Here is a 13,956-nt window from a genome sequence, read left to right on the forward strand (position 1 = left end):
AAAAATGAATTTATTAATATTACGAGTTTTAACTTTACTAGTAGGAAATTTAGAAAATAAAGTAGTAATAAGCAAATTTGTAAATTTAATTAATAAAGTTAATCAAGTTAAAAATAAAGTATTAAAGCCAATTAATTATATTACTGATAAATATAATAAAATTACAAATAAAGTTGAAGATATTTATCAGTGATTAAATCCATTTACTTATGTAGATTTAATTAAAAAAGGTCATAAAAAAGAAATACAACAAATATTAAGTCAATTAGAAAAAGATAATAATATTAAAAATAGAGAACAATTTAAAAATGAAAATTATCTAAATACTAATTGACAGCCTTTAAATAGTAGTTGACTTGATAGTGGTATGTTTAATATTACAAATAAGTTAACTTTAACAGGTAATTTAACTATTTTAATATATACAAAAACAGCAAAACACCCTAAGTTTTATGGACCTTATGTTTATCCTAGTGTTCCAGTTGAAATTTGAAAATTATTAAGTAATGCTGTATCTAATGCAGGAACTTTATTTTGGCGTTATTGATTAAGAAAATGATTACCTAGTCATTTAAGAAATTATATTAAAAAACGATTACCACAAGCATTAAAAGAAAAATACCCAAAAGGAACTACTAAATTAACATTACCAACAGTTCAAAAATTAAATCAAATTAAAAAGTTTATTAATAATTTAAAAATTGGACATTTTAATTTTAATTTTGCTGGTGAAATTAATAATAAAAAATGGTATCGAGAGCGAAAAAGTGATGTTAAAAATATTAAGAATTTATATAAAACACCAGTTAAAAATATGTTTTACAAAACTAATCAAACTATTAAAACAATTAAGAAAACAAAAACAAGAGTTAATAGTTATAAGCCAAGTAATTTAAAAAATAAATATCGTAATCAATTAAGAGGTGTTTTATATGGAAAATAATTTAAGTAATTTGTTATTTATAACAGTTGAAGATGTTAAAGAAAGTAAACTTTGACAACCTATTAATGATAGAAAACAATCTGCTTATAATGATAATTTAATTTATAATGCTATTTTAAAAACTAGTTTATGAATGGATAGATTATCAGGGGGGACAATTTCAGATAAAATTAATAAAAAAAATTTATTTCCCTGAGTAAAAAAAGATAATACTGGTTTAATTGAATATGATAAATGATTAAGTTATATTCAATCTGCTTGTTTATTAGCAGTTATGAATTGATATTTACCAAAAGGAGTTAATGATTTAACTGGTAGTGCTTCATTTTCACAAGGTGGTGTAGCATATTCACAAACCAATGACCCTGAAGCAAATGAAAATATTACCAGAGATGTTAAAAATGCTTTAAAATTAGCAGGTGAAATAATTGATATTATATCTAGTAAAACAGTATCTAGACCTTATAATTATAGTTTAGATAATTATGCTCATCCATGAGAAGAAGAATATAAACATATTAGTAAAAAAACTTTTTATCCAACATTATTATTTTGATTAAAAGAACGATTACAAACAGATAATAGTATTAATATTTCTTATCCAACTATTAATGATTTTTCTAAAATTGATTATAACGAATATATTAAACTTATTGTTCCGTTTGATAATGATACTATTTATGAAGAAAATGGATTATGAAAAGCAAAACAAGGCAAAGATATTCCAACTGATGTTATTAAAGATATTGATTTAAATAAAGATTATATTGATAAACAAAATGATAAATATATTGTAAAAACATCAAAAAAACTAGATTTATTTATATCTGGATTTAATGCAGCAATAGAAGGTATAAACAGAATACTTGATTTAAAACAAGATAAATTAATAAGTGGAACAAATATTAAAACTATTAATGGTAATTCATTATTAGGGAGTGGTGATATATCTATTAGTGGTGGCAATGATTGAGAATTAATTAATTATCCAGAAGCAAACGAAAAATTAACATTTAAAATTCCAGATTATGATTTAACAAAATATTACTATAAAATATCAATTTCAATAACAGATTATGCATCTGCTAATAAAATTGTTACATATTATTTTGAAACATTATCACAAAAATCAATATTTTCATTTTTAGCAGATAATTCTTATAAAAAAATAATAATTAAGCAAGATGGCTCAATTTCAAATGATACAAATAATATTGTTATTAAAGATTTAACAATTAAAAGAAAATTAATAAATAATAGAGAATTAATGGCAGATGAACCACATGCTATTTATAAGCGTGATATGGATACTGATTTACCAAAAGAAACATTAGATTCTTATGATATAGTGATAAGAAAAATAAATAGTGCAACAACTATTAATGAATTAAAATTAATTGAAAAACATCCAATATGAAGAATTATTTCAAATAAAAGAAATGATATTAAAGAACTATTTAATAAAAAATGATTAGAGGTAAATAATTATGAAACAAGATAAAACAACTTGATTAAAGGGTGCCTTACCTTGAAATTGATTTAAAAAAGACCCTATTCCAACTTATAATTGAACTCATAAAGATATTAGAGAATGAGAAAGAAAATATAAAATTCGTAGTTGAGTTGTTGGTTTTTATACAATATTATTTTTATTAATTAATGGTTGGCTAGAATATGGGATGATTGATGGTATTAAGAATAAAATTGATTGATATAATTATGGTCAATATTGAGGTAATGGAATTGCTATTTTATTAACACCTTTATTTACGCATGGAATTCAAGGCATATTTGTTGCTAGTAGTAAACCAAAAGTAGATATGAAAATTGATATACCACGATTAAAAATATCTAAAATGGGATTAGTATTTACAATATTACCTTTAATTACTTTAATAATTTCTTTAATTATTATTTGAATTGATAAATCAAAATGAAAAAAAGACCATTTAAGACATTGTTTAGATTGTCGGATTAATCCGCGTGTCATTCAACCACGAATAGCTAAACAATGAAACAAATTAGATGGTATAACAGAAGAAAATAACAAAGAATTAAATTTAAAATAAACTATATATTAGGGGTGGCTGATATTTTTGGGTGGTTATATAGTTTAATTTATAAATTATTTTGTTCTGAAAGGATAGATGGCCACTGTTTGAGTAAGGATAAGAAAGGAATTAAAGAAAATGAATGAAACATTAATGATTGCTTTACTTGTTTTAGCAGGTGCTGGTGGAATGGGTAGTCTTGGTATTCTAGGCTTATCTGCTAAAAAAATTAAAAAATATAAAGCAGAAATTAGAGAATTAAGAACTGCTGTTATTGCTCATGAAAAACATTTACGCGGACCTGATTATGCAACAGAATTAGCATTAAAAACAGGTCAAATTAAAAATGTTAAAAAACAAGTTAAAGTAAACGATAAAAAACAAGCACAAAAAGATGCTATTAGACAACTAACAAATAGTATTTAAAAAAATAACCAATTAAGGTTATTTTTTATTTTTATTTATTGTGTTTTATATAAAAATTAATAAGATGTTCTATTCGTTGTGAATAAGTAAAGTCATTAAATTCATTTCAAACTTTTTCTTCATTTTCATTTAAGTAAATATTAACATTACGAATTAATTTAGAATAATATTTTCCTGTTTTTTGATTAAATGAATGTTTCATAATATTAACCCTCATAATTAGCAATAATAATGGCATCTCGTAAATGATTACTTATTTTCTCATTATTATATTTTCAACCCTTACCATATTCATAAGTTAAATTATTATCTTTTTCATATTCTCATATACAACTATCATTATATTTACTTAAATTTTCTATATTTTTAACAACTGATTTAGTATGTTTTGGTGATACTCAATTAGATACTCAATTAATAATGCTATAATGTTTCTTTTTAATTTCAATAGAACCTAATAATCTTAATAAATCATCTCTATCTTTTGAACCATTAGCATTTGTATATAAACAATTTTCAATGTTTACAATACTAAAAACATCAGAATATTTGCATAATATATCTTTTATAAAATCAAATTGTTTTGTTCATAAATTATTAGTAAATTCAAATTTATCAAATAATTTATTATCTTTGTAAATAACAATACCCGTAGTACCAGTTCCTGATGGGTCAATACCTATTTTTATCAAGTCGCTCATTCCTCATCATTGTTAACTGTTGGTACTACATTTGATATATCTTCTTCTTTTACTACATTATTATCTGTCAATTCTTCACTTGATTCATGTAAATTATTATTTGATATATTTTCGTTGCTAATTTGACTCTTATTTATGTTTATATTACTATCATTATCAATATAAATTTTTTCATCATTAGTTGTAATAACTGCTTGGTCTGATTTATAAGCTTGTTGTAATTCGACTGACATAATACCTCATTTTCGCAATAAACTAGTTAACACTGTTTTAAGTGCCATTTCATCAAAAGTAGCAATATAAAATGATTTATTTTTAGCATAAGTTTTAGAATATTTCATAAAATGATTTTCCATTTGTTCTTTTGTCATATATAATGTTTTTTCAAAACCATTAACCATTTTAAAATAAGATACATAACCTATAATTGGTAATTTTTCTCTTTCATCTTCATCTTGTATTCAATTAAAAGTAGTACCTTTTAATCTATCATAATTTACTAATTCACCAGTTCTAACATCTGATACTGACATATCTAAATATTGACCGCTTATTTGTGCTAATTGAATATAACCTTTATAACCCATTTGAAATTGGGCTTGATTAACTCATTCTTGGATTTCGCGACCATTAATAATTCTTGTTATTTTAGTATTATATGGAACTACATAAGCATACCCAAATTTCCTTTCCATAGGTAAGTTTAATAAAACACCTTGATAACAAGCAGTCATTATAGTTTTTGGATCTGCCTTTTGTAATAATTCATTACTATTTGATATTGCAACTATATTACTTTTAAATCTTGCAATTTCATTTTCATTTGAAAATTTACTTTTAATTCAATCAGTTGCCTTATCTGTTCTTAAAAATTCTACAATATTTGCCATATTATTTTTCTCCTTTATTTATTTTAAAATTAATACCTTTAACCCCAATTAAATTAATATCTTTATTACTATCTCATTGTTCTTTAATTTCATTTTTAACAATTTGTTCATCAACAATTAAATAATTTTTAATTAAATTAATCAGTTCTAATTTATCAGCATTTTGTAAAAAATCATCATTAATACCAATAACCTCAATATCTTTAATTAATAATTTATCTTTACGAAAATTACTAGTAATAATTTTTAATTCTTGCTCTTGTTTTGCTACACTTTTAATTTCTAAAAATTGTTCTTTTTTATGAGCTTCAATAATTTCATTTTGTTTTTGAAATTGAATATTAATGACACTATTTTTTAAAGAATCATGATTATTCTTAATATTATTTTCTAAATTTAAAATATCTTTTCTAATAAAATTTAATTCATCTTTAAAAGATTTTATTAATTCTAATGGTTCTCTAAAAACATAATCAATTTTTGAAACTACTAATTTTAAATCTTTTAGTGATTGTGATTTATATTCTCCATTTATTAATCAAGCTTGTTGTCGATATATAAATTCTGCTAATTCTTGCCCATTTTCATCAATTCATTTTTTAATTGTTAAAGCTTTTAAACTTAATTCTTTAAAATTATTTCCTTTTAAATAAAACGGATAAGTAATATTTTTAACTTCATTATTTAACTTTAAATCTACCATAATTAAATTTCCTCTAATTCCATTTCTTCAATTAAATTATCAATATATTCATATGCACTATCTTCTGAATGACATTCTTCTAATGCCATATTAAATAAATCTTCTTCTGTATAAACTTTACCTTCTTCATCTTTTCACATATTATTCACATCCTTGTCATTTAATATTTTCATTTTCTAAATCAATAATGGTTGTTTTAAAAGAAGAGTTTTCTTCCGCTGTAATTTTTGCTTCTTCTAATGTATAAAAAAATAAAGTATTTGTTGTATATTTAGTATTAATTACTAATAAATATCTTTTATTCATAATTTATCACCTCGTAATCTGCTTCTTCATCTTCTAAATAATCACTAATTAAACCTTTAACTTCATCAATTTCATATCATTTCAAATTCAAGTCAAAATCTGTTGGCAATGAAATATTACCTACATGTCGTTCTTCATTACCAAATTTCAGATATAAATTTAACTCTAATTCATCTGAATAACTACGATTAATTTGTGCATAAATAATATCTTTATTCGTAATTTTTAAGGCTTTATTACATATCATTTTTTTATTCCTCCTAACAAATTGTTATTTACAATTAAATTTTCTAATTGATAAGTTTGTAATCAATGTTCTTCACATAATATAATTTCTTTTTTATAACCTAAATTTCACTCTAATTTATCACCAATTTTTTCAATATAATTATTTCCATAATAAGCATTTTTATTATTACAATTAATTTTTTGACATTTCATAGGTTAGTTTCTCCTAATTCTTTTTACCTAATGCTCACTGTTCATCAGTCATATCTTCAAATGATACGGGATAAGCACGTAGCATTAATTCTTGTAATTTGTTTTCTTGATTATTACATTCTTTATGAAAACAATAACCTCAATATCTTTGTTTAAGACAAGTTTTATTTAACTTTTTCATTTTTACCTCCTAAATTATTCCTTTAATTTTTTGGTCAATTTGTAATATTTTTCAACCATCTGATGCTAAATCTAAAATATCGTTAATTTTGTAATGTTGCATATAAGAAACCATAACATCTCATTTATTTTTAAATAAATTTAAGTACATTTTTGCTCATTCTAAACATTGCAAATCATAATGATTTTTATGATGTGAAATACGACAATTAATAGGTTGACAATTAACTCAATCAAATGATGTTGTTATTTCATTCCAAGTTTTATTAATATATTTACTTTTATATTCTGTCATTATAATTCCTCCTAGTTTTAATTCGCTGGCACTCACTCCCAAGTGAAAGTGCCAAGCGAGAATTAGTTATATAAGTATTTACTACGCCACTCGCTTCACTGGGGGTGAGCGGTGGCGGTATGTTGTTTGTTTAATAATAGACAGTTGTTTTTTCTTTTTGACGCCAGAGAATTCTCTCTCTTCATCCGCACCATTTCAGGTCAAAGCGTTCAGTTTTTAAAATAAATTCACTTGCACCTTGAAGAGCCTAATGCTGACTTTGTGGTTTTTTAAACCGCTGTCACTTCTAAGAAGTAAATATATCGCAAATTTATTTATAAAGTGGCCATCTCAATATTTATTGTCGTTCGATGTTGACCTTGCACTTATCACGACTATCGCTTGTTAAAGCGTCTATTATTTCCGGACTGATTACCGCTGGGCTAGACCGCTTCCTGTGGAATAAAAACACTTAGTTATTTAAAATAACCGTCCCACTCTGCATTAAGTTGTTTTATAAAATAAAATTTTTAAAGAACCAGTTTCATAATCAAAGATAATTTTTGAATTTTCTAAGCGTTTATAAAACCGCTTTTGTTTTTTATCTTTTGTGCGATTTAATAAATCTTTATGTTTTTCACAAGTTCATAAAACTTTATTTGATAAAAATTCTTCGGTAATGAATGATATTGCTTTATAGCAGTTATCAATATCGCAAATTTGTTGTTGCTTATTAATTTTCATTACTTACTCCTTTCTTTTATTAAGTTTTTTTATTAGCAAATTAATTAACTGAAACAGAGAAAGGACAACACCTTAAAATTGGAGAAAAAACAGGTACACTTTGTAAAGATTTCTAAGATATTTAATAAATGTGTAAACAACTTAAAGAGGGTATCAAAAAGTTGTAATAAAAAGTTTCTATTTTAAAAATTTAAGATGCTGTCCTTTCTCTGAATCAATTAATAATTTTGGTTTAACAAATAAAAAAACCATTTTAGTAAATGGTTTATTATTCTTATTCAATTTCTGAGTTTTTTTGAAAACCCTTCTTTTTTACATGCGACCATTTTTCTTTTATCAAATTTATCTTTAAAATTACCTTTGTGGATTTCTTTAATAAATGTTTCATCGATTTGAATTTGGCCATTTAACGTTTTAAATTTTAATTGGGTGTTTTCTAATTGTTTTGATTTCATTATTTTTTGGCGATTATATTTATATCAAGCGGTTTTCGGTGATGTTTTAATAAAGTGGGAAATCATTTTACTAGATTGCCCTAATAATGAAATTTGAATCAATAAATTTCACTGTTCATAATTTAAATGACTTCAATACGTAAAATGATCACGAAAAGCATCAAAACTAGCACGACATTTTTTGCATAAATATTTTTGTTTTCCTTCAGGATTATGACCATTTTTAACACAATAAAAAGATTGACAATTAGGACATTTAATACCTTTATCCCTAATTTTTGATCAATTTCATTTAAGCGTTTTTGTTTTTTAATTAATTCTGCTTATTTTTTGACTTTTTCATGAAATTCTAAAAATTGATCATCTGTTAAACTATTTATTAATTCTTCAATTATTTTTTCCATTAATTATTCACCTCTTATATTAAAAATATACCTAATTTTAGGTATATTTTATAAATATCAAGAGTTTTCTACAAAATTAAAGACTTTTTTTAAAACAAAAGTTTTTTTTGATAATCTTACTAATCTTTATGTTATAATTTATTGGATACTAGATACTAGATACTAGTAAATACTAGTAAATTAATTTTTTTATTTTTAATAATATCCAATTTAATAAAGAAAAAACTGTGCGTTAATTTTAGAATTATGAGGTGATAATTTCAATGAATGAAGAAAAGAAAGAAACAAGTAAAAACAAAGCAATAGTTACAAAACCAACTAGTATAGTAACAAAACAACCAATCAAAAATGTTGTTAAAAATAAAATTCCAACAAAAGTGTTTGCTTTAGGTGGATTAGAAGAAGTTGGAAAAAATACATATTGTATTGAACATGATGAAGAGTTAATTATGCTTGATGCAGGAGTTAAATTTCCAAGTTCAACAATGCTTGGTGTTGATGCTGTTATTCCGAATTATAATTATTTAAAAGAAAACCAACGAAAAATAAAAGCATTATTTATTACACACGGCCATGAAGATCATATTGGTGGAATTCCCTATTTATTACGGGAAGTTAATATTCCAATTATTTATGCACCACGATTAGCAGCTGCTTTAATTCGCGATCGTCTAAAAGAAGCAAAATTGGAACAAACAACAATTGTTAAAGAAGTTGATAATATGAGTGTTATTAAAACAAAAAACTTTAAAATTAACTTTTTTGCTGTTAACCATAGTATTCCTGATGCTTTTGGAATTTCAGTAGTTACTCCAAATGGAAAATTTGTTTCAACTGGTGATTATAAATTTGACTGAACACCATTAGGACATCGTGCTGATATTGAACGAATGGCAAATATGGGGCAAGAAGGTGTCATGTTATTAATGGCTGATAGTACCAACGCTGAAGTTGAGGGTTACACTCAAACTGAAACAAAAATTATTAAAAATATTGGTGAATTATTTGTTAAAGCTAAGGGGCGAATTTTAATTTCAACTTTTGCTTCAAATGTTCATCGAATTCAACATATTGTTGAAATTGCAAATAAATATGGACGAAAAATTTTAGTGTTTGGTCGAAGTTTAGATCGCATTATTAAAATTATTCGTCAAATGGGACATTTAAAAATTTCTGATAAGGCATTTATTAAAGCTAATGATGCTAAAAACTATAAAGATAATGAAATATTAATTATTTGTACTGGAAGCCAAGGTGAACCAATGGCGGCATTATCCCGAATTGCAAATAATCAACATCAACATATTTCTATTATTCCTGGTGATACTGTTATTTTTTCATCATCACCAATTCCCGGTAATCAAGCTGATGTTGAACGAGTTATTAATAAACTAGTTCGTGCTGGTGCTATTGTGCAAGAAAATAGTCCTTTAAATCAAATTCATACGTCTGGTCATGCTTCACAAGAAGAACAAAAATTATTATTTACCCTATTGAAGCCAAAATACTTTATGCCAATGCATGGTGACTATCGTATGCTTCGCCAACATGGCGAAACAGCAATTAGTGTCAATGTCCCAAAGGATAATGTCTTTATTTGTGCTAATGGCGATCAAATTGAACTATTAAATGGAACGGCAGCAATTGGTAAAAGAATTGAAGCTGAAGCTGTTTATGTTGATGGAAAAGATTTATCAGGGCAAACAACCGCTGTTGTTCGTGACCGTGAAATTTTATCAAAAGATGGGTTAATTGCTGTTGTTATTTCAATTGATTCACAAAATAATCAATTACTAACACCACCACGCATTATTTCAAGAGGAAGTTTCTATGTTAAAGAATCTGGAAATATTATTAATGAATCAATCCGTTTAGCAACCGAAGCAGTTAATGAAGTTTTAAAAACCCAAAAACCAACTTTTGGTGCTCTTAAAAATGCTATTAAGCAATCATTATCTCCTTTCATTTACCGTTATAAACGTCGTAATCCATTGATTATTCCAGTAATTTTAAATAAAAAATAAAAGAATATGTAAAAAAACTCACAAGACTGCACCCCAAAAAGCAAGTAAAATAAAAAAAGATTTTGTTAAATTTTTATAGGGGGTGCATTTTTATATGGCAAAAAAAGGACAAAAATATAACAAATATACATCAGAATTTAGAACAAAAATCATTGAGGAAATTAAACAAAAAAGTTGTTGAATAGTAGCAAAACAATATAATATAAATGCAAATACAGTAGAATCTTGATGAACAAATCATAAAAAAGGAAAATTAAACAATCCTAAAGGACCTAAAATTTCTTTTGGAATGGCAACACTTTTTAGGACACTTTTTATATAAACATTTGTTTTCTAAAAGTAACTGGAGATAAATAATTTAAACTGCCATGAATTCGAATATTGTTATATCAATGCACAAAATCAAAAAGTTCGTATTTTAATTGTGTTAAATTTTTAAATTTTTTACCCTTAATAAATTCAGTTTTAAAAGTTTTGTAAGTTGTTTCAGCCACAGCATTATCATAAGGGCAGCCTTTATTGCTTAATGATCTTTTAATATTAAAAGTTATTAAAATTTCATCAATGATTTTATTTTTAAACTCATTACCACGATCAGTATGAAATAGAGTTATTTGATTTAATGGTCGTGTTATTTTATGAAAAGCTTGTTGGGCCAGTTCGGCTGTTTTATTCGGCCCAGCACTATAACCAATTATTTCACGATTAAACAAGTCAATTAATAAACAAATATAATGTCATTTAGCGCCAACTTGAACATATGTTAAATCACTAACAATAACTTCATTAGGTTTTTTGTTATTAAATTGACGATTTAAAATATTATTAATTTGGTCATTATTGACTGTTGTTTTATGATTATGATATTTTAATTTGGTGTATTTAGAAACCAAATTATTTTTGATCATAAAGAATCTGATTTTTCGCCGCGATAAGATGATATCTTTTCTGTTTAAAATAACTTTAATTTTGCGAGCCCCATAAATTTTGCGACTTTTATTAAAGGCACTGATAATTTCTTGTTCATAATTATTAACTTGCTTGTTAATACATTTATTAGTTTGATAATAATACGTTAATTTTGATAAACCCAAAATCTTACATATTTTTCTTACTGAATATTTTGTTTTGTTGTTATTAATTATTGTTATTTTTTGGCCATTATCAGTGCGGCTTGCTTTAAAATGTCATTTTCCATTTTCAAGTCTTTAAGTTCTTTTCGTAAAGTTATTATTTCATTTTCTTCTAGTGTGCGATTGTCTTTTGCTTTAAATGAACCAGAATTATTATAATTTTTAACTCAACTATAAATAGTTGGTTTTGGTAAATTATATTCTTGCCCTAGATTAATAACACTTTTACCATTTTTATATAGCATGACAATTTGTTTTTTAAATTCTTCAGAGTATGAAGTTTTATTTCCCATTTTTATATTCCTTCTTTCTTAATAATTTTATCTAATTTTGAAGTCTATATAATTATGGCCCTAATAATTGTAGCCTATCCAACTTAAGAAAGATACAATCCATAATAAAATATATAATTCACATGAAGAATATATACAAGATGTTATAAAATGAAATACATGATATTCAAATCGTAAAGAAAAAGATATAATTAAAAAAATAGTAAATACTTTTTATTAGTACTTACTAAAATGGGTGCACTCTATAGCACAACCGCACTATTCCCACAACACAATTTTTAACATATTTAATAATGGTATCAAAAAAAGTGCCCCAGTAAAATATGTTAAAATTATCTGTGGAAACACTAGCGTTTCCACGATACTAAGTTATCTAATCAATAACTTAGTATCACCAAAATTTTATTTATTTTAAATTTTACATTTATATTATATCAATTGCTTTATTCAAAAGCAATTTTTTTAAAAGAGAAGATTGATATTTGATACAGTTTATATTTAGTAGTATAGGGACTTTAACTAATACCAAAGATATTCAATATCTTGGTAAACAAATTATAACATAATTTATAATTGGTCGATAATTTGTTCTAATAACGCCGAAACTGACATATTATATTCACTAGCTAGTTGTTTAATTTTATTTATTTTATCTGGCCGAATAGATAGGTTAAGATATTTTTTATTAAGTTTTGGTTGTTGAGGTTTTAATTGTAATTCTTTATTGATGGTTTTCATAATATTTTCAGAGTTAATTTTTTTATATTTTCTCTAACGCCCAATAAACTTTCTGCTAATTTTTCTGATTTGTTTAAATTAAGATTAGATTTAAACAAATTTTCTTTTGGCATTTTTATATCACTCCTTTTTGTTCTAATTCAGAAACAATATTAAAATATGGGTTATCATCTTTTTTAAAGTTTTAACAACTGGAACGCCAGTTATTTCACTTGCTTTAAAAACTTGTTTTTTTCTAATCTCTTGTTGCACTAATAAATTGTTTAATGAACTATCTTTTAAATTATCAATAAAATCTTTTGATATTGTGTAAGTATCAAAATTATTTAAAACAATTGCACTTATATTATTTTTGGCATTAATATAATTAATTATGTTATTTATTTCATTGTTTATTTATTGTTTCAATTGCTCTCCACGAGTGAATATAATTATCTGAAACTAAAACAACTTTATCAGCAGTTAAATAAGCATTGACATTCGTTACATTTAAACTTGGGTTAGTATTAATCAAAACGTAATCATAATTTTCTTGTAAAAAAGATATTTTTTTTGTATTGTATTTTTTAATTTTTGTTCGCGGCCAAATTGACTAGACAATTTTATTTCTAGTTCTGACATTTCAATATCAGTCGGAACAATATTAACATTTTCAAAATTAGTTTTAAAAATTATATCAGTTATATTATTATCTTTGTCATTAAATAAATTTATCGCTCAGGGTTTATCAATATCTAATTTAAAATATTGCGTTAGGTTTCCTTGGGGGTCAAGGTCAATTAAAAGTATTCGTTTTTTTCTAATGCAAGAAAACAAGACAAATTAAATGTAAACTTAGTTTTCCCTACTCCACCTTTTAACGCTCCTACTGTAATAATTTTCATTCATTTATTTTTCTTTTCATTAATTACGCGCGCAATCGCACCCGCAAATATATTAGCACATTTAATTATAAATGTAAATTATTACTTTGTGTTTTTCAGTTCACCGGTTGTCTTCTTTAGTACATTCGTTGATAAATTTGACCATCACTTGGTTTGGTACAATTTATCAACATTCGTAATCTTGTTTTAAGTACGAAACCATACTGTCAAAAATCGGTTTATATCTTGTTTTTACTTTAGGGATATTTAGTTCATTTAATTTATTTTCAAAATACTAAAATTGGCATTCCGTGTTTGAAATATAATATTGATAATACAAATTTTTAATAAGTAATTTCTGAATTATTAATTAAACTGGCCTCGCGA

Annotated in this window: 22 protein-coding genes and 1 pseudogene; 6 read left to right on the forward strand and 17 right to left on the reverse strand. The window is 24.6% G+C overall.

Going from position 1 to position 13,956, the window contains the following annotated elements; translation table 4 throughout:
* The first annotated feature begins 4 nt into the window (after positions 1-4).
* From AAHM76_RS00955 to AAHM76_RS00970, 4 genes are all read left to right on the forward strand, one after another.
* Complete coding sequence (locus AAHM76_RS00955) at positions 5-943, forward strand: hypothetical protein (RefSeq protein WP_342256272.1); 939 nt, start codon at positions 5-7, stop codon at positions 941-943.
* Positions 933-2,444 (forward strand): hypothetical protein, encoded by a 1,512-nt coding sequence (locus AAHM76_RS00960; protein ID WP_342256273.1) that lies wholly within the window; start codon positions 933-935, stop codon positions 2,442-2,444. Before AAHM76_RS00955 ends, AAHM76_RS00960 begins: the two co-directional genes overlap by 11 nt.
* Positions 2,431-3,012 carry a hypothetical protein gene (locus AAHM76_RS00965; RefSeq protein WP_342256274.1) on the forward strand — a complete coding sequence of 194 codons (582 nt, stop codon included), beginning with the start codon at positions 2,431-2,433 and terminating at the stop codon, positions 3,010-3,012. Before AAHM76_RS00960 ends, AAHM76_RS00965 begins: the two co-directional genes overlap by 14 nt.
* 120 nt (positions 3,013-3,132) lie before the next feature.
* Positions 3,133-3,420: a hypothetical protein gene (locus AAHM76_RS00970; protein ID WP_040094354.1), complete on the forward strand. Its 288-nt coding sequence runs from the start codon at positions 3,133-3,135 to the stop codon at positions 3,418-3,420.
* Between the two features lie 31 nt (positions 3,421-3,451).
* Here AAHM76_RS00970 and AAHM76_RS00975 read toward each other — a convergent pair whose 3' ends face one another.
* From AAHM76_RS00975 to AAHM76_RS08265, 13 genes and pseudogenes are all read right to left on the reverse strand, one after another.
* Positions 3,452-3,622: a hypothetical protein gene (locus AAHM76_RS00975; RefSeq protein WP_342256275.1), complete on the reverse strand. Its 171-nt coding sequence runs from the start codon at positions 3,620-3,622 to the stop codon at positions 3,452-3,454.
* Between the two features lie 4 nt (positions 3,623-3,626).
* The gene (locus tag AAHM76_RS00980) at positions 3,627-4,112 is read right to left on the reverse strand and encodes a hypothetical protein (RefSeq protein WP_342256276.1); all 486 of its coding nucleotides are present in this window, start codon (positions 4,110-4,112) and stop codon (positions 3,627-3,629) included.
* Positions 4,106-5,011 (reverse strand): recombinase RecT, encoded by a 906-nt coding sequence (locus AAHM76_RS00985; RefSeq protein ID WP_342256277.1) that lies wholly within the window; start codon positions 5,009-5,011, stop codon positions 4,106-4,108. Before AAHM76_RS00985 ends, AAHM76_RS00980 begins: the two co-directional genes overlap by 7 nt.
* A 1-nt stretch (position 5,012) precedes the next feature.
* The gene (locus AAHM76_RS00990) at positions 5,013-5,714 is read right to left on the reverse strand and encodes a hypothetical protein (RefSeq protein ID WP_342256278.1); all 702 of its coding nucleotides are present in this window, start codon (positions 5,712-5,714) and stop codon (positions 5,013-5,015) included.
* Between the two features lie 2 nt (positions 5,715-5,716).
* Positions 5,717-5,854 carry a hypothetical protein gene (locus tag AAHM76_RS00995; RefSeq protein ID WP_342256279.1) on the reverse strand — a complete coding sequence of 46 codons (138 nt, stop codon included), beginning with the start codon at positions 5,852-5,854 and terminating at the stop codon, positions 5,717-5,719.
* Position 5,855: 1 nt separating this feature from the next.
* Positions 5,856-6,020 (reverse strand): hypothetical protein, encoded by a 165-nt coding sequence (locus tag AAHM76_RS01000; RefSeq protein ID WP_342256280.1) that lies wholly within the window; start codon positions 6,018-6,020, stop codon positions 5,856-5,858.
* Positions 6,013-6,267, reverse strand: coding sequence for a hypothetical protein (locus AAHM76_RS01005; protein ID WP_342256281.1), 255 nt, complete (start codon positions 6,265-6,267; stop codon positions 6,013-6,015). The genes AAHM76_RS01000 and AAHM76_RS01005 overlap by 8 nt, the downstream gene beginning before the upstream one ends.
* Positions 6,246-6,461: a hypothetical protein gene (locus AAHM76_RS01010; protein ID WP_342256282.1), complete on the reverse strand. Its 216-nt coding sequence runs from the start codon at positions 6,459-6,461 to the stop codon at positions 6,246-6,248. Before AAHM76_RS01010 ends, AAHM76_RS01005 begins: the two co-directional genes overlap by 22 nt.
* A gap of 13 nt (positions 6,462-6,474) precedes the next feature.
* Complete coding sequence (locus AAHM76_RS01015; RefSeq protein ID WP_342256283.1) at positions 6,475-6,642, reverse strand: hypothetical protein; 168 nt, start codon at positions 6,640-6,642, stop codon at positions 6,475-6,477.
* Between the two features lie 9 nt (positions 6,643-6,651).
* Positions 6,652-6,936, reverse strand: coding sequence for a hypothetical protein (locus AAHM76_RS01020; RefSeq protein ID WP_342256284.1), 285 nt, complete (start codon positions 6,934-6,936; stop codon positions 6,652-6,654).
* A gap of 483 nt (positions 6,937-7,419) precedes the next feature.
* Positions 7,420-7,659, reverse strand: coding sequence for a hypothetical protein (locus AAHM76_RS01025; RefSeq protein ID WP_342256285.1), 240 nt, complete (start codon positions 7,657-7,659; stop codon positions 7,420-7,422).
* 218 nt (positions 7,660-7,877) lie between these two features.
* The gene (locus tag AAHM76_RS01030) at positions 7,878-8,216 is read right to left on the reverse strand and encodes a hypothetical protein (RefSeq protein WP_342256286.1); all 339 of its coding nucleotides are present in this window, start codon (positions 8,214-8,216) and stop codon (positions 7,878-7,880) included.
* Positions 8,217-8,318: 102 nt separating this feature from the next.
* Positions 8,319-8,390, reverse strand: a pseudogene (locus tag AAHM76_RS08265) (hypothetical protein); the annotation flags it as partial.
* A 391-nt stretch (positions 8,391-8,781) separates the two neighbouring features.
* Between AAHM76_RS08265 and rnjA the strand changes: the two are divergent.
* Together rnjA and AAHM76_RS01040 are read left to right on the forward strand one after the other, a co-directional pair.
* Positions 8,782-10,542, forward strand: a complete 1,761-nt coding sequence (gene rnjA / locus AAHM76_RS01035; RefSeq protein ID WP_342256287.1) for a ribonuclease J1 — start codon at positions 8,782-8,784, stop codon at positions 10,540-10,542.
* A gap of 94 nt (positions 10,543-10,636) precedes the next feature.
* Positions 10,637-10,864 carry a transposase gene (locus AAHM76_RS01040; protein WP_342256288.1) on the forward strand — a complete coding sequence of 76 codons (228 nt, stop codon included), beginning with the start codon at positions 10,637-10,639 and terminating at the stop codon, positions 10,862-10,864.
* On the opposite strand, the gene AAHM76_RS01045 is transcribed toward AAHM76_RS01040, so the two are convergent.
* From AAHM76_RS01045 to AAHM76_RS08275, 4 genes are all read right to left on the reverse strand, one after another.
* Positions 10,857-11,968 (reverse strand): IS3 family transposase gene (locus AAHM76_RS01045; protein WP_342256289.1). Its coding sequence is split into 2 segments (ribosomal slippage): positions 10,857-11,725 and positions 11,725-11,968, totalling 1,113 coding nucleotides; the frame shifts between segments, so codons are not numbered across the junction. The two genes, AAHM76_RS01040 and AAHM76_RS01045, sit on opposite strands and share 8 nt — an antisense overlap.
* A 567-nt stretch (positions 11,969-12,535) precedes the next feature.
* Positions 12,536-12,706 (reverse strand): hypothetical protein, encoded by a 171-nt coding sequence (locus tag AAHM76_RS01050; RefSeq protein ID WP_342256290.1) that lies wholly within the window; start codon positions 12,704-12,706, stop codon positions 12,536-12,538.
* 376 nt (positions 12,707-13,082) lie between these two features.
* Positions 13,083-13,220 carry a hypothetical protein gene (locus AAHM76_RS08270; protein ID WP_425289433.1) on the reverse strand — a complete coding sequence of 46 codons (138 nt, stop codon included), beginning with the start codon at positions 13,218-13,220 and terminating at the stop codon, positions 13,083-13,085.
* Entirely contained in the window at positions 13,196-13,522 is a 327-nt protein-coding gene (locus AAHM76_RS08275) for a ParA family protein (protein ID WP_425289434.1), read from the reverse strand. The genes AAHM76_RS08270 and AAHM76_RS08275 overlap by 25 nt, the downstream gene beginning before the upstream one ends.
* Positions 13,523-13,956: the final 434 nt, after the last annotated feature.

It is taken from the genome of Spiroplasma endosymbiont of Poecilobothrus nobilitatus (assembly GCF_964030655.1).
In the GTDB taxonomy this organism is placed as follows: Bacteria; Bacillota_I; Bacilli_A; order Mycoplasmatales; family Mycoplasmataceae; genus Spiroplasma.